Annotated in this window: 19 protein-coding genes; 5 read left to right on the top strand and 14 right to left on the bottom strand. The window is 38.5% G+C overall.

Translation table 11 applies throughout. From position 1 onward, the window contains the following. Window positions 1–9 precede the first annotated feature (9 nt). The 5 genes from PO830_RS03245 to PO830_RS03225 are packed head-to-tail and all read left to right on the top strand — an operon-like array spanning window position 10 to window position 5,184. Window positions 10–903 carry a ribose-phosphate pyrophosphokinase gene (locus PO830_RS03245; RefSeq protein ID WP_272852108.1) on the top strand — a complete coding sequence of 298 codons (894 nt, stop codon included), beginning with the start codon at window positions 10–12 and terminating at the stop codon, window positions 901–903. Beyond that, window positions 900–1,544 carry a hypothetical protein gene (locus PO830_RS03240; protein ID WP_272852107.1) on the top strand — a complete coding sequence of 215 codons (645 nt, stop codon included), beginning with the start codon at window positions 900–902 and terminating at the stop codon, window positions 1,542–1,544. The genes PO830_RS03245 and PO830_RS03240 overlap by 4 nt, the downstream gene beginning before the upstream one ends. A 7-nt stretch (window positions 1,545–1,551) precedes the next feature. Further along, a complete protein-coding gene (locus PO830_RS03235) occupies window positions 1,552–1,845 on the top strand; it encodes a phosphoribosylpyrophosphate synthetase (RefSeq protein ID WP_272852106.1) in 294 nt (97 codons plus the stop codon). Between the two features lie 18 nt (window positions 1,846–1,863). Beyond that, entirely contained in the window at window positions 1,864–3,966 is a 2,103-nt protein-coding gene (locus PO830_RS03230) for a copper-translocating P-type ATPase (protein WP_272852105.1), read from the top strand. Beyond that, entirely contained in the window at window positions 3,967–5,184 is a 1,218-nt protein-coding gene (locus PO830_RS03225) for an MFS transporter (protein ID WP_272852104.1), read from the top strand. A 14-nt stretch (window positions 5,185–5,198) separates the two neighbouring features. Here PO830_RS03225 and PO830_RS03220 read toward each other — a convergent pair whose 3' ends face one another. The 14 genes from PO830_RS03220 to PO830_RS03155 form a co-directional block, all read right to left on the bottom strand. Further along, window positions 5,199–5,813: a nucleotidyl transferase AbiEii/AbiGii toxin family protein gene (locus tag PO830_RS03220; protein ID WP_272852103.1), complete on the bottom strand. Its 615-nt coding sequence runs from the start codon at window positions 5,811–5,813 to the stop codon at window positions 5,199–5,201. Then, entirely contained in the window at window positions 5,806–6,573 is a 768-nt protein-coding gene (locus PO830_RS03215) for a DUF6577 family protein (protein WP_272852102.1), read from the bottom strand. The genes PO830_RS03220 and PO830_RS03215 overlap by 8 nt, the downstream gene beginning before the upstream one ends. A gap of 152 nt (window positions 6,574–6,725) precedes the next feature. Beyond that, complete coding sequence (locus tag PO830_RS03210) at window positions 6,726–7,481, bottom strand: hypothetical protein (protein WP_272852101.1); 756 nt, start codon at window positions 7,479–7,481, stop codon at window positions 6,726–6,728. Window positions 7,482–7,487: 6 nt separating this feature from the next. Continuing rightward, window positions 7,488–7,898, bottom strand: a complete 411-nt coding sequence (locus PO830_RS03205) for a protein NO VEIN domain-containing protein (protein ID WP_203295412.1) — start codon at window positions 7,896–7,898, stop codon at window positions 7,488–7,490. Window positions 7,899–8,206: 308 nt separating this feature from the next. Continuing rightward, on the bottom strand, window positions 8,207–11,290 hold the full coding sequence (locus PO830_RS03200; protein ID WP_272852100.1) for an efflux RND transporter permease subunit: 3,084 nt from the start codon (window positions 11,288–11,290) through the stop codon (window positions 8,207–8,209). Window positions 11,291–11,302: 12 nt separating this feature from the next. After that, window positions 11,303–12,805 carry an efflux RND transporter periplasmic adaptor subunit gene (locus PO830_RS03195; RefSeq protein ID WP_272852099.1) on the bottom strand — a complete coding sequence of 501 codons (1,503 nt, stop codon included), beginning with the start codon at window positions 12,803–12,805 and terminating at the stop codon, window positions 11,303–11,305. A 20-nt stretch (window positions 12,806–12,825) separates the two neighbouring features. Continuing rightward, complete coding sequence (locus tag PO830_RS03190) at window positions 12,826–13,161, bottom strand: hypothetical protein (RefSeq protein ID WP_272852098.1); 336 nt, start codon at window positions 13,159–13,161, stop codon at window positions 12,826–12,828. Between the two features lie 18 nt (window positions 13,162–13,179). Next, window positions 13,180–14,364, bottom strand: a complete 1,185-nt coding sequence (locus tag PO830_RS03185) for a TolC family protein (RefSeq protein ID WP_272852097.1) — start codon at window positions 14,362–14,364, stop codon at window positions 13,180–13,182. Window positions 14,365–14,435: 71 nt separating this feature from the next. Further along, on the bottom strand, window positions 14,436–14,876 hold the full coding sequence (locus PO830_RS03180) for a hypothetical protein (RefSeq protein WP_272852497.1): 441 nt from the start codon (window positions 14,874–14,876) through the stop codon (window positions 14,436–14,438). Window positions 14,877–14,953: 77 nt separating this feature from the next. Next, window positions 14,954–16,918, bottom strand: coding sequence for a heavy metal translocating P-type ATPase (locus PO830_RS03175; protein ID WP_272852096.1), 1,965 nt, complete (start codon window positions 16,916–16,918; stop codon window positions 14,954–14,956). Next, on the bottom strand, window positions 16,918–17,289 hold the full coding sequence (locus PO830_RS03170; RefSeq protein ID WP_272852095.1) for a DUF3703 domain-containing protein: 372 nt from the start codon (window positions 17,287–17,289) through the stop codon (window positions 16,918–16,920). Before PO830_RS03170 ends, PO830_RS03175 begins: the two co-directional genes overlap by 1 nt. Window positions 17,290–17,300: 11 nt before the next feature. Continuing rightward, complete coding sequence (locus PO830_RS03165; protein ID WP_272852094.1) at window positions 17,301–17,657, bottom strand: STAS/SEC14 domain-containing protein; 357 nt, start codon at window positions 17,655–17,657, stop codon at window positions 17,301–17,303. Between the two features lie 63 nt (window positions 17,658–17,720). After that, window positions 17,721–18,137, bottom strand: coding sequence for a Fur family transcriptional regulator (locus tag PO830_RS03160; protein ID WP_272852093.1), 417 nt, complete (start codon window positions 18,135–18,137; stop codon window positions 17,721–17,723). Then, window positions 18,134–18,772, bottom strand: a complete 639-nt coding sequence (locus PO830_RS03155; protein ID WP_272852092.1) for a cation diffusion facilitator family transporter — start codon at window positions 18,770–18,772, stop codon at window positions 18,134–18,136. The genes PO830_RS03160 and PO830_RS03155 overlap by 4 nt, the downstream gene beginning before the upstream one ends.

Below are 18,772 nucleotides of genomic sequence, written 5' to 3'. Positions count from 1 at the left end.
ACACTATATATGAAAACAATATTATTTAGTCTTCCTGGAAATGAAGACCTCACAGAATTGATGGCCACAAAAATGGGTGCCGAAGTGGGCGAGGCCACTCTACGAAAATTCCCTGATGGAGAATCCTATACACGTATACTTTCTGATGTTAAAGATAAATGTGTGGTGCTGATATGCACCTTGCACAACCCTGATGAAAAATTGTTACCCTTGTATTTTTTAAGCCACACGGCCAAATCAATGGGAGCAATGTGCACCTGTTTGGTAGCACCGTATTTGGCTTATATGCGGCAAGATAAAATTTTCAATCAAGGCGAGGGTGTTACTTCTACGTTCTTCGGAAAGTTGATTTCCGGTTTTGCAGATAGCCTTACCACAGTTGACCCTCACTTGCACAGGATTAGTTCTTTGAGCGAAGTCTACCACATCCCAAACAAAGTTATCCACGCAGCCGATGCTATTTCAGATTGGATTAAAGAAAATATCGAGAATCCGGTACTTATAGGTCCAGATTCAGAAAGCGAACAATGGGTTTCCGAAGTTGCTAAAAATGCAGGCGCACCTTTTACGGTATTACAGAAAATACGTCACGGCGACCGTGACGTGGAAGTTTCAGTTCCAGATGTAGATAAATATAAAGATGCCACACCAATCTTAGTTGATGATATTATTTCCACCGCACGTACAATGATTGAAACCGTAGAACATTTGAAAAAAGCTGGTATGAAACCACCAATTTGCATAGGCATACACGCTGTTTTTTCAGGCAATGCCTATCAAGACTTATTGGATTCAGGCACAGAAAAAATAGTGACCTGCAATACCATCCCACACTCTTCAAATGGAATAGATTTAAGTGATATTATGGCAAAAGAGGTAGAAATATTAATGCACCATATATGAGAAAGCAAAGTTTCATAGTACTAATCACTTTATTCAGTATCACAATGACTGGACAAACTGAAATGCTTATTGGGCAGATTTCGGGTAGAGTTGTTGTTCGAGAAAATTTTGATGAAGAAGGCTCTTTTCTAAACAAACAAACTTTTGAAGCTGGTGAAACAATAAAGAAAAATGGATACTATGAAATTGAGGTGGTTACGGAATTGTTTGATCGTGACAAAAAATCGACCGATAAATACACCACAACCTATCGCTGTAAACCTGATGAAGCAAGTATAATGGTAATGGCTTTTCCGTTTTCCAATCCAAAATCAAAGAAAACAGAAATCAACACCACCTCTAAAAAATTTAAAGAGCTCTACGATTTGGACAACCTTGAAGATATAGAATTGGAAATGACTTTTGATTCAGGACTGCTGGATTTTTTTGGTTCAAAAAGCATCATAAAGATTTACGACCGAACATTGAAGGACAACAAAACCAACATTAATTCAAAAATAAATATTAAGGCTTATGCCTGGGGCATTCGCATTAAGCAACTCAACTATACCGTTAACGAAAAATTAAACGGGAATGGTTTATTGACCTTTCAGAAATTTACAGAAGAAGATAATAGTTATTTTACAATGACTTATAAATAAAATAAAAATGAACAATTACGACACCCTTTCAGAAGCAATAAACGATTTACAGCGAAAAGGTTATACATACGATTTTAACCTAAAACCAGAATGTTTGGAGTGTGCCTCACTAAAAATTGAAATACACCCAGAAGATTTTAATGTTGACGAGATGCATCGTTTTGAGGGTATGAGCAGTACCGACGATAACAGTGTGCTTTATGCTATTTCATCAAAAAATGGGATTAAAGGACTTTTGGTAGATGCCTATGGCGTCTGTGCCGAAAACATTTCGGAAGCTATGAGAAAAAAATTACGATAACACTTAAACAAGACAATAATGGAAAATCACGAACACCACAATCACGATGAAATGGACCATTCTAAAATGGACCATTCGAAGATGAAACACAAAAAAGAAGACCATTCTAAAATGAACCACAAAGGTGGGGACCATTCGGGTCACAATCCGGGTCACGGTCAAATGGGTCACGACCATCATAAAATGATGATTGCAGACTTTAGAAAACGGTTTTGGGTAACACTCGTGCTTACCATCCCTATATTGTTCTTCTCACCAATGATTCAGGAATTTTTTGGTTATGAATTTTTACTTCCAGGAAATCCATACATCCTTTTTGCACTTTCCACTGTTGTATATTTTTATGGTGGTTGGCCATTTTTAAAAGGGTTTTGGTCTGAAGTCAAAAAAGGTGCACCAGGAATGATGACCTTGATTTCTATGGCAATTTCCGTAGCTTATTTTTATAGTACAGCTACTGTATTTGGCTTAAGAGGTGAAGACTTTTTCTGGGAACTATCAACACTTATAGCCATAATGTTGCTTGGTCATTGGATAGAAATGAAAAGTGTGTTAGGTGCATCAAAAGCCTTGCAGTTACTGGTAAGTATGATGCCTGCGGAAGCGCACAGGGTAAAGGGTGACACCATAGAAGACATTCCTTTGGAAGATTTACTAAAAGATGATGTGATTTTGGTAAAACCAGGTGAAAAAGTTCCCGCTGATGGGATTATAGTAGACGGTTCAAGTTACCTAAATGAATCTATGCTTACAGGCGAATCCAAACCTGTAAAAAAAGATGAAAACGATAAGGTTATTGGTGGTTCTGTAAATGGCAATAGCACCTTAAAAGTAAAAGTTGAACATACTGGAAAAGACAGCTATCTAAACAAGGTCATTAAGATGGTCGAGGAAGCGCAAAAAACCAAATCGAAGATGCAAAACCTATCAGATAGGGCTGCAAAATGGCTAACCTATATCGCTTTGGCTATTGGTTTCGGAACATTAGCAGTATGGCTGATTTTAGGCTTTCCATTTGTCTATGCTTTAGAAAGAATGGTTACTGTTATGGTAATTGCTTGTCCACACGCATTAGGGCTTGCCATTCCCCTGGTGGTTGCAATTTCTACGGCAGTATCTGCTCAAAATGGATTGCTTATCCGAAATAGAACTGCGTTTGAAGAGTCCAGAAAAATTTCAGCTTTGCTTTTTGATAAAACAGGAACACTAACCAAGGGTGATTTTGGTGTCACTCGAATTGAGTCTGTTAACGAGACTTATTCAACAGAGGAAATTTTAAGACTTTCAAGTGCATTGGAACAAAGCTCAGAACACCCTATTGCAGTTGGTATTATCAAAAAAGTAAAAGAAGATAATATTACTATCCCTAGCCCAGAAAACTTCAATGCTATTACTGGTAAAGGTGTAGAGGCAAATGTGGAAGGCAAACAAGTTAAGGTAGTAAGTCCAGGCTATCTAAGAGATGAGAAAATTACTATTCCTGAAGATGCTTACAGCGATGCAGCGGAAACTGTAGTATTTGTTTTAATTGATGGAAAATTGGCCGGTTACATCGCCCTTGCTGATGAAATAAGACCTGAATCTGCGGAAGCTATAAAAATATTTAAAAAGAATAATATCAAAGTTTTGATGGCAACTGGGGATAACGAAAAAACAGCCAAAGCTGTGAGTGAAAAACTTGGATTGGATGGTTACTACGCCGAGGTATTGCCACATCAAAAAGTTGAAATTGTAGAAGAGTTACAGAACAAAGGTGATTTTGTAGCTATGACGGGTGATGGCGTAAATGATGCGCCCGCTCTCGCAAAAGCCGATGTAGGAATTGCAGTAGGCTCAGGTACAGATGTAGCTGCCGAAACAGCCGATATTATATTGGTAAATAGCAATCCACAAGATATTGCAAACCTTATTTTGTTCGGAAAGGCTACGTACAATAAAATGATTCAGAACCTAATATGGGCTACGGGATATAATGTCGTGGCTATTCCTTTAGCAGCCGGTGTATTATATTCTTCAGGCTTTGTTTTAGGTCCTGCGGTTGGTGCGGTATTTATGAGTTTAAGTACGATTATAGTAGCTATTAATGCGCAATTATTAAAGCGAAAAATCGGTAAAAAATAAATGGACAAAAAAGAAAAACTCAACAGGATATCTTTAATCCTGTTGAGTTTATTTGTAGTGATGTTGGGTTATGGTATTTTATTGCCAACCCTTCCCTACTATACCGAAAGATTAGCTTTAAAAGACAATCTCGACACCGATTTAATCAACTTCCATATTGGCTTGCTTACCAGCATTTATCCTCTATTTCAATTAATTTTTGTTGTCGTTTGGGGAAAGTTATCTGACAGATATGGTCGGAAACCCGTCATTATTATTGGTTTGATTGGCTTTGTAATAATGCAATTGCTAACTGGGCTTGCAACATCACTAACGATGCTATATATCGCTCGGATTTTTGGCGGCATATTTACTTCATCAGTTATTCCTGTCAGCAACGCATATTTAAGTGATATTACTTCAGAAAAACGTAGAACGAAGATAATGGCCTGGTCTGGTGTAGCCATTAGTTCAGGGGTTATTTTTGGACCCGTTATCGGTGGCTTTCTTTCGCAATCAGACCTTCATTTTGAGTATGCAATTGGTCAACTACATTTAGGTAGATTTTCCACGCCGTTTCTATTTGCTGCATTATTAGGTTTTATTGTGTTAGTCATTGTTGTAAAATGGTTAAAAAATTCCGTTCGCATCCATAAATTTACAACTCAAAAATTCAGTTTTCACTTCTCGTTCAGCCAATATTTCCTTATTCTATTGGCCTTGTCATTTGTTATCCAATTTGTAGTGACCTTGTTTGAAACTGTTTTTTCAATCTACGGTAAAGACGAATTAGGGTTTAATAGCAATCAGGTTGGTATTGGTTTTATGCTGTGTGGTTCAATAATGGCTGTTTTGCAGCCTGTATTTGCCAGTTATGGGGAAAAGATTCTATCTACTAAAAAGCAAATCGGCTTTGGGTTATTCATTTCAGGAATTTCATTAATTGTCTTTCCTTTTTTCAAAAATGAATTTGTTGTGTACGGTTTAATTGTGGTGTTTGCTGCTGGTGGTGCTATGGTTACACCTAATTTGCTGTCTGCGGTATCCTTGTTATCCAAAACAAATACAGGTCGAAATATTTCAATACAAAGTTCAACAAACAGTATCGGTCAGATTTTAGGTCCCATTTTAGGAACTTGGTTGGTTACCGGTGGTTTTTATTATCCATTTCTAATTGCAGGAAGCATTATTTTAGTTGCTATTGGTTTTCTCATTTTTCTAAAAAAACCACCTATTTAAAGAATAATGAATTATTACAAATTCTTAAAAAAATAATCTAACCAATAAGCCCCGCCTTTGTAGTATGGTATGCCTATGGTATCTGGTGCAAAAGCTGTTAGCTTATCGCCACAAATAGCGTTTACCGAAGGCGTAGTAATCGTTGTAGCAGTTCCATCGATTGACAGCCAAGGTGTTTCAATGGGCGATTCTATAAGTTCTGGATAGTGCGGACTGTCAAAAAGGATATCCAAAAGAATGGTTCCAGGAACGTTTGGATTATATACCGACTCGAACTCAAAGGTGTAATGTGCCTTTGGAACACCTTCCTTATAACTTCTATGCTCATTAAGCACGTGCTTTTTGAAATGTGAATTGGCTACAACTGCATCCAAAATTTCTTCTAATTTATCACGCTCAACGCTCGAAATAATATCGATATCAATAGAAAATCGGTTCCCTTCTTTTAGCAAAAGCACAAGTGATGTTCCCCCTTTGAAAACAAAATCGAGTCCTGAAACTTTTAAATGTTCGAGTAATGATAGTGCGTGAACCATTTTTTCCAGAATGGTTACATCGATTCCCTTATGTTCCTTTTTTGCACGGAAGCCATTCAGCCATTCCTTTTCAAAACTTTTGTTGTTAATCATATTGAATATCTTCTAAAAAATTTGGAATGTTGTTGCTTATAAACTGCTTTATTTCCTGTTCTTTTTTTCTTCGCTTGGCATAGCTGAACAACTTTGTAAAATTGATGCTATATCTATCAATTATTTTCTCGTAGATGTTTACCATTTCAGAACCTTGGTAAAAATGTAGCAGAGTTTCATCTGCAAACAGGTCCACCATAATCTTTTCAAGTGTTGCAATGGGCACTACCGCTTTTTTATTTTTTATTTTTTGTATGGGTGCCCTTGTCACCAAACGTTTAATAATAACTGGCACGTTACTTTCTGAAATATAGAATTGAATTTCCTTTTCATCTGGATTTAGGAAAAAATCCATTCTTAGATTATCATTTAGGTAGTAATAGAGTGAGTCTACAAATTCTTTTTCTACTTCGACGACAATCATTTGATTTGACGTCTGGTGCTGAGAAAACTCATTGAGCCATTGGGTTTCCCAAATGGCATATTTTATATCTTCAAAACGCTCATTGGTTTTACGGGCTATTTTGAACACACTATCAGATAGAAGAGGTTTATATTTAGGTTTATAGGAAATAACATAAAGTCCACGACCAATGGTTTTAATTATGTCCTTTTTCTTCAGGTCATAAATTCGCCAACTAAATGTACTTTCTTTTAGGTCTGGTTCGAAATCCAGATAGAAGTTATATAGCGCATCCCTATCAAAAGAACTACGGTCTTTGAAAGCTTGTATCAGTTTATTTTCAATAATCTTTGGCATAGTTAAAAATCAAAACTTTGCCAAAAATACAAAAAAGTGGCGAATATTTGAAAACAAATTTTCGCCACTATATAGATTAAGTGGTAATAATTGGAAATTAAATCTATCTAAATTCAGACAAACTTAGAATATGATAATGGCAAATACATATGTTACTGTTTTGGGTTCAATATGGAAAGGAATTGCAACGATTTCAATTTTATCTCTTCAATCATAGCATTATTCTTTTCAGTCTCAAGTAATGCCCAATATTTGGATTCGTTCCAAACAAATTCTCTTGTTAGACCAGAACCACGTTGATTTATAAATCCCCAGAACCAAAGGTCGTCCCAAACTTCCATTTCTTCAGAAGAATAATTATGCTGTAGCAGTTTATTAATTTTATGGAAATTCCATTTAATTGTTGGGTCAATACGATGGAAAATTGCTTCAATTACAGCATCGACAGGTAAGAAGATTTTTTCTTCTTTGTCAATGATTTTCGGCGCATCGTCCCATATTGAATTTTGAAATCCATACGCACCATTATGTAAATGATAAATGGTTTTGGCAAACAATGCAGACGTTTTATTACCCCAACCTTTTTGTCTCAACATACCATAGTAAAGCGATTCATAATTATGAACATCGTTTTCTTTATCTGTTAGAAAATCGATGAATGTCTTAAAACTATGAAGCTGGGTTTTATTGGAATATACTTTTTGAAAAAAAGGTGCGAGAATATCAATTTTAGGTTGGCTTTGGGTATTCGCTACGTGATGAAGAGCTGAATATAATTTATCTTCAAGAGAATCGAACGGTGCTAAAAACCGGTAATAAGAATTTGATTGGACCCTTTTATTATGATATCTGTTCTCATTCAAGAAATGAAATAAAGAAAATAATTTGGAATTCATTGTTGTATTCAAAATCAATTATTTTTCAAGGGTTACCGTTCCATTAGCATTAACCCAATAATGTTGTATACCTATCTTATTGAGCTCTGGAATAATACTGGCTATTGCTTTTCTTATTTGTTCATCCTCAGGATGTGCAATGGCAATTTTTGCATTTGGGAACGCAACTTTGGTTTCTAAGCATTTAATAATTGCTTTACCCAAATGAGTTTTAATCTGTCCAGAGTTGAAATAATCTCGTCGCTTCGTAGGCAAATCCTTATGTGCTTTTGCACCTTTTACCTCAATTAATAATTTTTGGCCATTCTTTACAGCTACAATATCATATCCTCTCGTTTGGCCCAAGCAATAACTCTCTATCTCATAGCCTTGTTGAACCAAATGAGGCATCAGTAATTCAATGGTTTTATTTTCCGTTAGTTTTTCCATTTAAGCTAAATTTTCACACAATATAACTGAATTAAAAAACAAATAGACTTTGTGAAAAATAAGACGGGTTTCAAGCGAAATTAATTCACGATTTTGGTACGGAAATGTAGTGTTCCTTCCCAGTCCCGAAGTTTCGGGACGGGAAGGGTTAACGGAATGGAAAACTGAAATTGGGGATTGTGTCCAAGACCTTTGTAATGAAGCTCTTTTCACGGAATGTAGGGGAATGTGCTGAGTGGGATTATAAAATTAATGCATAAAAAAACCTTCCTACCATAGTAAGAAGGTTTTTAATTGTAATTCGTTTGCTATTTTTCCCTTTTCAGAACCAACTGATATACACAAGGAATTACCACCAAGTTCAAAATAGTAGCCGATAACAATCCTCCTAAAATAACAACTGCCATAGGACTTTGTATCTCACTACCAGGTTCGCCACCTTTTAAGGCCAATGGTATCAAAGCCAGACCTGTGGTAAAGGCAGTCATTAATATGGGATTCAATCTATCCAATGCACCTTTTTTTATCAATTGAAATCCTTGGATTCCTTCTTTTCGCAAATCTTCATAACGAGAAACCAATAAAATACCGTTACGTGTTGCTATCCCAAAAAGACTAATAAATCCAATGGTCGCAGCTATGCTGATGATGCCTGATGTGAAATAGACAATTAAGATGCCGCCAATTAATGCCAGAGGTAAATTAATCAACACTACGAACGCCAGTTTTACGTCCTTGAATTCATAATACAATAACAAGAAAATGACAGCTATGGCGATGATGGCCGTTATCAAGAGAAGCTGTGATGCTTTGGATTCACTTTCAAACTGTCCACCATATTGCACACGGTAGCCTTCTGGCATATTCACGTTATTGGCCACAACTTCCTTTATTTCGTTTACCGCACCACGCAAATCCCTGCCCTGTACATTGGCGGCTACCACAATCTTTCGTTGCACATCTTCCCGATTGATGGTATTTGGACTGCTTACCGATTGTACGGTTGCCAATTCGCCCAATGTAGTTTGTCCACCATTCGGTAAACTGATTAGGGTTTTATTGATGTTCTCAATATTGTCCCGAAATGGTTTTTCATAGCGTACTATCAAATCGAAATACTGCTGTCCTTCATAAATCTCGCCCGCTTCCTCTCCTGCAAAAGCGATATCTACCTGTTCCATCAAATTACCGACCGTCATTCCATACGCCGAGAGAATCTGACGTTTGGGTTTAATACGAATTTGAGGCACTTCAATTTGCTGGTCAACCGCAACATCTGCCAGTCCATCAATATTTTTGATGTTCTGTTCTACACTTTTACCAACTTCAAACAAACGTTGTAAATCGGAACCAAATATCTTTATGGCAATATTGGCACGTGTACCCGAAAGCATATGGTCAATACGGTGTGCGATGGGTTGTCCTAATGTGATATTAACACCAGGTGCGATGCTCAATTTATTTCGGACTTCTTCAAAGAATTCTTCTTTGGTTTTGTCTTCGAGAACAAAGGGCACATCAATTTCCGAAGCATTGACACCTTGCGCGTGTTCGTCCAATTCGGCACGTCCTTGTCTTCGGGTAACGACCTCTACTTCGGGCATATCCAATAAAATGGTCTCTATTAACTTTCCAGTCTTATTACTTTCTTCCAAAGACATTCCCGGTGGACCAACCACGCTAATTACCAATGAACCTTCATTAAATTCCGGCAGGAAACTTCTTCCCAATTGCGTTACAACCAGAAGACTTAATACAAATGCAATGACAGTTACGCCTATAATGGTTTTAGGTATTTTAGTCGCTCGCTCCAAAAGGTTGCCATAATGTTTCTGCAACCAACGCTCTACTTTTGTACCATCAGCTTGTTTGTTTAGAAGCTTCTCATTGTCCAATAAATAAGAACACAAAATAGGCGTTACCGTCACGGCAACAATCAATGAGGTCAATACAGATGTTACAAAGGCTATTCCCAGCGGTTGCAACAAACGTCCTTCCATTCCGCTTAAAAAGAACAAGGGAACAAATGATACGATGATAATCAAGGTCGCAATAATGATGGAACTTCTTATTTCTACTGAAGCATCACGTACTACTTTTATTGTCGATTCCCGTTCCGCTTTTGGTTTTCTGATATTTTCGCGCAAGCGTTTATACACATTTTCTACATCAATAATTGCATCGTCCACCAATGCACCAATGGCAATGGCCATACCGCCCAAACTCATTGTATTTATGGTGTAACCCAGCCATTTTAATATGATGATGGAAACCAATAATGAAATAGGGATAGCCAGCAAGGAAATAACAGTAGTCCTCCAGTTCATTAAAAAGATGAACAGGATAATCATTACAAAAAACGCACCTTCTAAAAGAGTCATATTTAGATTACTAATAGAAGCATCTATGAAATCGGACTGTCTAAAGATTTGGCTTTTGATGTTGACACCTTTTGGCAAGGTAGTTTCTAAATCTGCAATGGCTTCGTCCAAGCGGTCTGTCAACTCCAAGGTATTCACATCGGGTTGTTTTGAAATAGTCAGAATCACAGCGGGTTTTGCATTTAATGAACCATCGCCAATTTTATCAGCTTCACCAATTTGTACGGTTGCAACGTCTTTTATCTTGATGGTTTGACCATTCACTTCCTTAAGAACGGCTTCTTGCAAATCTTCCAACGCGTAGGCTCTACCGCTTCCCTTAATGATATACTGATTGCCATATTGGTTAATGATACCGCCAGGCGCATTTTGATTTGCTTCCTTAACGTGTTCTACCAATTCTGATAGGCTCACATCGTAATACTTCATCTTTTCGGGATTGGCAAATACTTGGTATTGTTTGTAATCGCCACCAATGACCACCACGTTTGCAATACCGCCAATGGCTTTTATACGAGGTCTGATGGTCCAGTCGGACAAGGTTCGCAGTTCCATTGGTGAAAGGCTATCCGATGTCACTCCCAAGAGCATTATTTCGCCCATAATGGATGAAATAGGTGCCATTGTTGGTGCACCGATGCCTTCGGGTAAATTTTCCCGTACCATCGGGATGCGTTCACTTACAATTTGTCGTGCCCGATAAATATCGGTTCCCCACTCAAATTCTACCCAAACAATGGAAACACCTGCTGCCGATGACGAACGGATTCGTCTCACATTGGGCGAACCGTTTAAGGCAGTTTCCAGTTGATAGGTCACTAATTTTTCTACTTCTTCAGATTCCATTCCGTGCGCTTCGGTAAGAATTGTTACCGTGGGCGCTGTAAGGTCTGGGAATACATCGACGTTCATTGTACGTGCATAATATACGCCCAACACACTCAATGCGACCGCTCCCAATAGTATGAGCAATCTATTTTGAAGTGAAATTGATAATATTTTGTTTAACATTTCTCTTCGTTTTTAATGTTCGTGACCGTGTGCAGGTGTTGAACCTGACATTGAAGCCATTTTAACTTGATATGCTCCTGTAGTTACCACCACTTCGCCAACTTGCAGACCTTCCAGTATCTCTACATTTTCGCCATTGCGCTTTCCAATCTTAACAGGTCGTCTTTCAAAACTTTCGCCTGATAGTTGAACGATAACGGAATAGCTTCCATAGTCTTCCAATAAGGCATTTACAGGTATCATTGTATTTTGGGTGGCATTTCCCATCGCTATCTGAACAGGTGTTAGACTTCCTATTGGCATATCGACGGTGGCATTGACTTCTGCAAAAACAGAAATCAAAGGGTTTTCACGTTCCACGTCCTTTCCAATCGAAAGGATTTTGCCCTCGGCATCAGTTGCGTCTTTCCAAAGGTTATCATTATCCTGATACCATATACCTTGTACATTACCCATCGTAAGTCCGTAGTTGGGTGCTAACTGCGCTTTTAAAACTCTGGATTGATGCGTTCCAACGGTCACAAGCGCAACGCCTTGTTCTACGTAATCGCCATTTGAAACTGTTATGGATTTGATAAAGCCATCAAAAGGGGCGCGGATTTGTTTGCTTCCGCCCGAGACACCAGACACCAATGATTGATAGTTGGATTTGGCTATCTCGAAACTGCTCTCTACTTTTTCAAATTCAGATTTCGGGACTATTTTGGATTCGTATAGCTCTTTCTTCCTTTCATATTCCGATTTGGCCTGTTGGAATGTCGCTTTCGCGGAAGCGATATCCGTACTTAAATTATTGGATGCCAAACCTTGACTGTTCAAGCTCATCAACAACTGACCCTGTTTTACCGCTGTACCTTCGGTTAGGTTATTAACTTTAAAATCTACCACACCATTGGATTTTGCCGCCAAGGACTTTGTAGAACCTGGCGATGGCATCCAAACACCAGACGTATTGATAACATCGTAGATTTTACCTGAAATTACAGGCGCAGTCTGAAAATCGATTTTCCAAGCTTGTTCCTTTAAAAACGAGATGGCCTCATCTTCTTCTTCCGTACCTAAAGCTTTTATGGCTTCATCCGTAGTGGCATATACGACTACATCATCAATGGAAATTTTATCTGAATATTCTGGTGTTGTCAATTCAAAAACCAATTGATAGTTTCCAGCTTCTTTCGGTTGTATGGCAGGCGAAAAAATACCTGGTGATGACGGTGCATCTACCATATTTCTGATTCCTTTTCCATCTTTTATTAAACTGACCGTTACAGAACCTTCACGAACGGGCTGGTGATTATCCAAAACCGTAAAGTGGGCTGCGAATTTGCTTCCGTTACCTACTATAAGCGCAGGAAACTCAACAAAGAGTTCTGTTTTATCCGTCCAGATAGTATGGCTCAATCGTGGAATTTCTTCGCCCACGTGACTACCATCTGCATTATGTGCGTGTGCATCTTCTGCCTTGTTATTACAGGACATTGCCAAAAAGGCGAGCACAATTATTATATATTTCATCTTTCGTATGTTTTTGATTTTTAATGGTCGTGGTGTTCTGACCCATCATCGTGTTTGTGGGTGTCAGAATCATCATCTGAATGGTTACCGTCCGAATCGTGGTCGTGACCGTGTTCGTCTGTCTTTTGTTCCAAAGCATCTTTTCCTACTTCAAATTCTTCCTGTTCTATGTCTTCCTCGTGCATATGGCTTCCGTCTTCATTGTGTTCGTGACCGTGGTCATCTGTACTCTCTTTTTTTGTTTCCCTACAAGAGGTTACCAAAAAAGTTGATGCGATTGCTATTGCGAATATTGTTTTTGAAATTTTACTCATTGCCAAATATTTGTTTTGGTATTCGTGAATCTTCGATTTCATAGTTGTATGTTTTATAGTTTATAATTGATGTCTTAATAATCGTGCCTGAAGTAATTGTATTTCCTTTTCCATCTGCAACATTCTGTCTGATGCATTTCGGTAAAACTGAAGCTCTACATAGTAATTCATAAACGAATATTCGCCCAACATATAGGCCTTAAAAAGCAGTTGTTCGCTGTTTAAGTTGCCCATTGTGGTTAGATACTCATTGTATTTTTCGAGCATCAATTCGTATCGATTGTATGTTTCTTGAAATTGGGCATACAGCGAAGCGGTAATGACTTGAGTATTCGATTGCTGATATTCATAATCGGCCTCGGCCGCTTTTACCTTGTTCTTGCTGTTCCACAACGGAATAGAAAGGCCACCGTAAAAACCTGAATAATTGCTACCACTAACACCCTGATAATTGTAACCGAATGCCACATTTGGCAAGACCTTGTTTTTTTCCAGTTTTACTTTTTGACGCGAAGCTGTTTCAGCAGCCTTTAAACTTTGTAAAGAAGGATCGTTTGCCAATTTTTCTTGCCAAAGCGTTTCGACCGCAGCAACTTCGATAGGCAAATCGATACCTGCCGTAAAACCATCAATGGCATTCCCGCCGTTCAATGTTCTGAGTTTGGCCAGTACAATTTGGATTTCGCTTTCAATCTGTTGAACAACGAATTGCTCTTGAATCCAAGCGATTTTTGCCTTGTTCAAATCCAAAAGACCCACTTGCTCTTTATCATAAAGCTCTTGAATCTGGTCAAAAACCTGTTTGCTTTGGGTTCGTCTTTCGGTTTCAATGGCTTTCTGCTTTTGAAGGAAAACGAGTTCAACCAATACCGATTTTGCTTCCAGCAAAACTTCCTGTCGTTTTTTATCATAGGACGTTTGCAGTTGTATCGACTTTAAGTCGTTCCATTTACTGCGGGAACCATAAACCGTCGGAAACTCGAAGGATTGCGATATTTCATATTCGGTGTAATTTCCCGTTGCATTATCGCCAAAAGGCAAATAATAGCCTGAAAGCTGTGGGTCGGGTAAATTATTGGTGCTCTTGTTTTCGAGTTGTTGGCTTTCAATGAACGATTGATAGCCTTTTAACTCTGTGTTGTTCTGTTCTATTTCGTTAAGCAGTTCCCCAATGTTTTTATCCTGTGAGAAACCATTAGCAAAGAACAGGCATCCGCAAATCGCGGACACGATGTATTTATTCATTGTTTGAAATTTTAGGTTTAATCTTAATGTATAAGAGGATTCCTTCCGTAGCGGTAGGTATTCCTAAATGATTAACCTAAAGATGGTGGGCCCCGTAAATCGAGGGATGAGAGGTAAGGATTGAAATAATAACTGGGTGGCTGATAAATTGGGGGCTTAGCGTTTTGCCTTTTATCAACGACATAAAATTCTTGAAAATCAGAAGTAGGTTTTACAACATTGTAATCTACGATAGTCTGTTGCTCAAAAGTATTCTTTTTAAGTACAACAATATCGCTGGAAACCGTTGAATGAACGTGCATATCCATAAAGAATCCAAAGAAACCGTATGGGGATTCTTCTTTCTCGTGAGAACTGTCATCGTGATGATGGTGTTCGCCAGTATGTGCAATATCTGAATGGGAATGCGTTTCCTCGTGCTGATGATGCAAATGTGGAAAAACCTGATGCAGCATCATTAGACTAAATAAGCCTAAAAAGAAGAATGCCGCTATTTTATTTGGTTTTTGCATCAAATACAAAACTAATGAAATTTGAGTATATTTTTAGAGTTTTAAGACTTGAAGTCAAAATATAACTTGAACAATAATTAGTTCCACTTCATTTTCTGCAATCTAACAGCATTGAGAATAGCCAATAAAGCAACACCCACATCAGCAAAAACAGCTTCCCACATTGTCGCTAATCCACCTGCACCGAGAATGAGGACTATGACCTTGACCCCAAATGCAAGCGCAATATTCTGCCAGACAATTCGTCGCGTTGAACGACCAATTTTAATCGCTCTTGCAATTTTGCTCGGTTGGTCGGTTTGGATGATAACATCGGCTGTTTCGATGGCGACATCGCTTCCTAAACCGCCCATCGCAATACCTACACCACTTGCTGCCAAAACGGGTGCATCGTTGATACCATCGCCGATAAATGCGACTTTCGTTTCGGGTTGCTTTTTGAGCTCTTCAACTTCATTGAGTTTATCTTCAGGTAACAATCCACCTTTCGCCCAATCAATATTTAACTCTTTTGCAACTTGCTGTGTAATAGAGTCCTTGTCGCCTGATAGCATTATAATTTTTGAAATTCCTGAATCTCGAATTTGTTTAATGGCTTGGTGTGCATCATCCTTTAGTTCATCTGCAATAGTTACATAACCTGAAAAATTTCCATCAATGGATACCATAACGATTGATTCTACGATACCATCTGTTTCCGAAGGAACTTCTATGCTGTTTGAGGTCATCAAAGCCTTGTTACCTACCAACACCGTTTTTCCGTTGACTGTTCCTTTTAAACCTTTTCCTGCAATTTCTGAAACATCGGTTGCCTCATAATCCGCACCGTCCGCTTTATATTCCAGTATTGCCTTTGCAATGGGATGGGTAGATTGTTCTTCCATCGCCATCAAATACTTCATAAATTTGACTTCCTCAAATGTGATGGAATTGATTTCCTTGATTTTAAAAACCCCTTTGGTAACAGTTCCTGTTTTGTCCATTACGACTGTGTTCACTTGAGTCATTGCATCTAAAAAGGATGCACCCTTAAAAAGAATACCGTTTCGCGATGCCGCACCCAAACCGCCGAAATAGCCGAGAGGAATCGAAATGACCAGCGCACAAGGACACGAAATCACGAGGAATATCAATGCACGGTATAGCCAATCCCTAAACACATAATCATCTACAAAAAAGTAAGGTAGAAATGTAAGTCCGATGGCAAGGAATACAACGATAGGCGTATAAATCCGGGCAAATTTTCTGATGAACAATTCGGTCTTTGATTTTCTGGCGGTTGCATTCTGCACCATATCCAGAATTCGTGCAATGGAACTATCTTTAAATTCCTTAGTAGTCTCGATTTCGATTACGCCATCAAGGTTGATACTTCCGGCAAAAACGGTATCGCCTTTAGCAATAGTATCAGGTTTGCTTTCGCCTGTCAAGGCAGCAGTATTAAAAGAGCCCTTTTCAGAAAGCAGAATACCATCAAGCGGAACTTTTTCGCCTACACGCACTTGTATCTTTTCGCCAATCTCAACAGTCTCGGGATTTACTGAAACAAAGTCACCATCACGATGTACCAATGCCTCATTCGGACGGACATCAAGTAAGGCTTTGATGTTTCCTTTTGCCCGATTGACCGCTGCATTCTGGAATAATTCGCCCACAGCATAAAATAGCATTACGGCTACACCTTCGGGATATTCGCCAATGGCAAATGCACCTAAAGTGGCTATGGACATTAAGAAAAATTCCGTAAAGAAATCACCATTTTTGATACTCTTCCAACCTTCTCTTATTACCGGAAAACCGACGGGTATATAGGCAACGGTGTACCAAACCACTCTTACCCAGCCCTCGAAAATCGGAAAGGTGTCAAAGTAATCAACTGCAATCCCGATTATCAGCATTAGAAAGCTGAAAATAGCTGGAAGATAGGTTCTGAAATTAGAGAGCTGTTCAGGACTGCTATGGTTATGGCCATCGTCGTGACTGTGCTCGCCTTGGTGTTCTTTTGGTTCTAAGTCACGTAAGTTTACTTTTTTCTTTTTCATTATATTGGTTTGTATTGGTTTAAAATGAGACTTAAATCCTGTGGAAGTTCCATCTTTTTAAGTGGTGGCACATCAGAACCACCAGTATTTCCAGTTGGTACGTGGTCAATAAACGATTTCCACCCGCCGACAAGTAAGCGAACAACTTGACCTAAAACTTCTTTCACATTCTTTTTTCTGAATCCAAATTTGAGCATTAGCCAATGGGAATATGTATGCTCAAAAGGATAGGATTGCCCAATTATGTGTGAGCGTTCAAGATGATGCCAAGCTTGAGACAAATTTCCATTGAGTAATGACAAATGGTAAAATCGTAGTTCATTGTCATAATGTTCTTTTAAGCCTTTTGGCATTATGGTGTTGAATTTCATTTATACGCTACTTAAGAGGCAATCCAAGTTCTTGCCAGTTCTTTATCTTTTAAATCAAAGTATTTAACTTCTGAGCTTGTAAAGAAATCGGTTGCTTTTGCAGCCCATTCCTGCCATTTCTTTTCGCCCACAAATGCCATTTTTCCATAGTCTGAAATATGTGCGCTGTCCACTTTTATATCTTCCCAAAAGCCTTTTAGGGTATAACCATCAAAGTCTTCCATTTCAAAATAGAAATCAACTTTGTTGTTTTCTTTCAATACTTCGTGAATAAGTGAATGGATTTTTTCAACTTCATTCTTTGAAATTTTACCGCTGATTTTTGCGGAAATCAAATTGTCCTTTTCTGAATTTAATAGCTGTATCATAGTTTTTTACACTTAATAATTCACTCAAAATATACTGGAAATAGTAGTGCAACGGAAGTGCATTTATTGACCGCTACACTTCTCGCATATACCTTTAAGCACCAAATTAGCATCCTCGGCGACATAGCCATCGGGCAAATTGATATGCGGGATTTTTTGTTCCGTTAAACAAATCGTTTCGTCACAATTATTGCAATGAAAGTGCAAGTGCAAATCTTGTTCAAGTTCGCAGTTGCAACCGGGTTCGCACAATGCAAATTTCGAAATATGAGTGCCATCATCTATCTGGTGTACGATACCTTTTTCCTCAAAGGTTTTGAGGGTACGGTACAGAGTAGTCCTATCCGCTTTCGCGAAAGCATTCTCGATATCTGTGAGCGCGACCGCAATTTCTTTTTCGGCCATATACTTATAAATCAATATGCGCATTGCCGTGGGGCGAACCCCATTGTCATTCAATCTTTTTTCTATTTCTTTCATTTCTTATCGATGCTGTTTTTGATTTTTTGTGCTTTGGAATAGGCTTCCCAACCCTCTTTTGCCGCGTATGGTACTATCAACAATGCCGCAACTGGGTCTGCCCACCACCAGCCCAGCCATTTCACGAGCAATAGGCCTATTAGTACTACTACGGTTTGATATAGACAGATAAAAGTATCCTTGGCATCTGCAAGCAGAGCAGGGCTATCCAGTTTATGTCCGTACTTTCTTTTGTAATAAATCAAAAATGGATTTACCACCAAGGAAACTATCAGTATACCAATACCCACCGTGGACCAAGATGCCGTTTCTTGACTTATTAATTTTGAAATAGAATCATAGGATATGAAAATGCAGATGAGGGCAAAGGATATTGCGATGACATAAAGGGTTGTCATTTTTCTTTGCTCTACACGCTTTTCGTCCAGACCTTTGATTTCACCGTGCAATCGCCAACCCAGCGTTCCCGCACTTACAACTTCTACGGTGCTGTCCAATCCCCAGCCTATCAATGCCGAACTATTTGCCGTAAATCCTGCTATAAGCGAGACCACCACTTCAATAACATCATAAATAACGTTCCAAATCTGTAGTGTTCTGGCTTCTTTTAAATTTCTTTTTCTTGCCTCTTTCAT

The sequence above is a fragment of the Altibacter sp. HG106 genome (genome assembly GCF_028561755.1).
Taxonomy (GTDB): domain Bacteria; phylum Bacteroidota; class Bacteroidia; order Flavobacteriales; family Flavobacteriaceae; genus DFVG01.
Note: the sequence above shows the minus strand (reverse complement) of the source record. Positions and strands in the feature narration are given on the sequence as shown.

Excerpts from the sequence above, each read along its gene's own strand:
- PO830_RS03195 (WP_272852099.1), bottom strand. The coding sequence starts at position 12,805 with ATGAAATATATAATAATTGTGCTCGCCTTTTTGGCAATGTCCTGTAAT.
- PO830_RS03230 (WP_272852105.1), top strand. The coding sequence starts at position 1,864 with ATGGAAAATCACGAACACCACAATCACGATGAAATGGACCATTCTAAA.
- PO830_RS03185 (WP_272852097.1), bottom strand. The coding sequence starts at position 14,364 with ATGAATAAATACATCGTGTCCGCGATTTGCGGATGCCTGTTCTTTGCT.
- PO830_RS03170 (WP_272852095.1), bottom strand. The coding sequence starts at position 17,289 with ATGAAATTCAACACCATAATGCCAAAAGGCTTAAAAGAACATTATGAC.
- PO830_RS03215 (WP_272852102.1), bottom strand. The coding sequence starts at position 6,573 with ATGCCAAAGATTATTGAAAATAAACTGATACAAGCTTTCAAAGACCGT.
- PO830_RS03200 (WP_272852100.1), bottom strand. The coding sequence starts at position 11,290 with ATGTTAAACAAAATATTATCAATTTCACTTCAAAATAGATTGCTCATA.
- PO830_RS03205 (WP_203295412.1), bottom strand. The coding sequence starts at position 7,898 with ATGGAAAAACTAACGGAAAATAAAACCATTGAATTACTGATGCCTCAT.
- PO830_RS03220 (WP_272852103.1), bottom strand. The coding sequence starts at position 5,813 with ATGATTAACAACAAAAGTTTTGAAAAGGAATGGCTGAATGGCTTCCGT.
- PO830_RS03180 (WP_272852497.1), bottom strand. The coding sequence starts at position 14,876 with ATGCAAAAACCAAATAAAATAGCGGCATTCTTCTTTTTAGGCTTATTT.
- PO830_RS03155 (WP_272852092.1), bottom strand. The coding sequence starts at position 18,772 with ATGAAAGAGGCAAGAAAAAGAAATTTAAAAGAAGCCAGAACACTACAG.
- PO830_RS03245 (WP_272852108.1), top strand. The coding sequence starts at position 10 with ATGAAAACAATATTATTTAGTCTTCCTGGAAATGAAGACCTCACAGAA.
- PO830_RS03175 (WP_272852096.1), bottom strand. The coding sequence starts at position 16,918 with ATGAAAAAGAAAAAAGTAAACTTACGTGACTTAGAACCAAAAGAACAC.
- PO830_RS03190 (WP_272852098.1), bottom strand. The coding sequence starts at position 13,161 with ATGAAATCGAAGATTCACGAATACCAAAACAAATATTTGGCAATGAGT.
- PO830_RS03225 (WP_272852104.1), top strand. The coding sequence starts at position 3,967 with ATGGACAAAAAAGAAAAACTCAACAGGATATCTTTAATCCTGTTGAGT.
- PO830_RS03240 (WP_272852107.1), top strand. The coding sequence starts at position 900 with ATGAGAAAGCAAAGTTTCATAGTACTAATCACTTTATTCAGTATCACA.
- PO830_RS03160 (WP_272852093.1), bottom strand. The coding sequence starts at position 18,137 with ATGAAAGAAATAGAAAAAAGATTGAATGACAATGGGGTTCGCCCCACG.
- PO830_RS03165 (WP_272852094.1), bottom strand. The coding sequence starts at position 17,657 with ATGATACAGCTATTAAATTCAGAAAAGGACAATTTGATTTCCGCAAAA.
- PO830_RS03235 (WP_272852106.1), top strand. The coding sequence starts at position 1,552 with ATGAACAATTACGACACCCTTTCAGAAGCAATAAACGATTTACAGCGA.